This is a genomic window from Mesorhizobium sp. M7A.F.Ca.MR.176.00.0.0 (assembly GCF_004023165.1).
GTDB lineage: Bacteria > Pseudomonadota > Alphaproteobacteria > Rhizobiales > Rhizobiaceae > Mesorhizobium.
In genome coordinates this window covers 6083-6519 of sequence record NZ_RZTC01000104.1, presented here as the reverse complement: position 1 = coordinate 6519, position 437 = coordinate 6083, and the positions used below count along the sequence as shown (strand labels likewise).

Sequence of the window (437 nt, the reverse complement as noted above, 5' to 3'; positions counted from 1 at the left end):
ATGGCTGCCGGCCTCCGGGCATGAGATCGCGGACGCGCCGGAATTCGAACGCTACGGCCCCGAATTCGACCCGCGCAGCGGCAAGGGCGGGCTGGAGATCTGGATACCGGTGAAGGCGTAGTCGGTCAGGCCATCGGCAACGCCGGCCAGCGATCGGCGATCCGGCCGCCGGAAAACACCGCGATCGACCCGAACTGCTGCAGCACGGCTTCGCTCTGCGTCGGCCTTAGAAACGCGTAGTCGCCGGGCTTTGCGGTCGCGTCGGCGGGCAAGCCCATGAATTGCTGGTTGGAGGACAGGCCGAGCAGCCCGTTCGCCTTCATGCCTTCGGGGAAGACCGGCTCGGCCATCCACTTGCCGCCATAGAGGTAGCAACCCTTGCGCGGGAACCGGCCGAGCGCCTGCAGCAGGCGGGTGACGGCCGGCGGGCCGGGCAG

General features: G+C 68.9%; 1 protein-coding gene and 1 pseudogene. One reads left to right on the top strand and one right to left on the bottom strand.

Going from position 1 to position 437, the window contains the following annotated elements; genetic code table 11:
- The coding region (locus EOB59_RS36735; protein WP_348639539.1) for a GyrI-like domain-containing protein at positions 1 to 121 on the top strand (121 nt) is incomplete at its 5' end.
- 4 nt (positions 122 to 125) lie between these two features.
- On the opposite strand, the pseudogene EOB59_RS36730 reads toward EOB59_RS36735, so the two are convergent.
- A pseudogene (locus tag EOB59_RS36730) lies at positions 126 to 437 on the bottom strand (DSD1 family PLP-dependent enzyme); the annotation flags it as partial.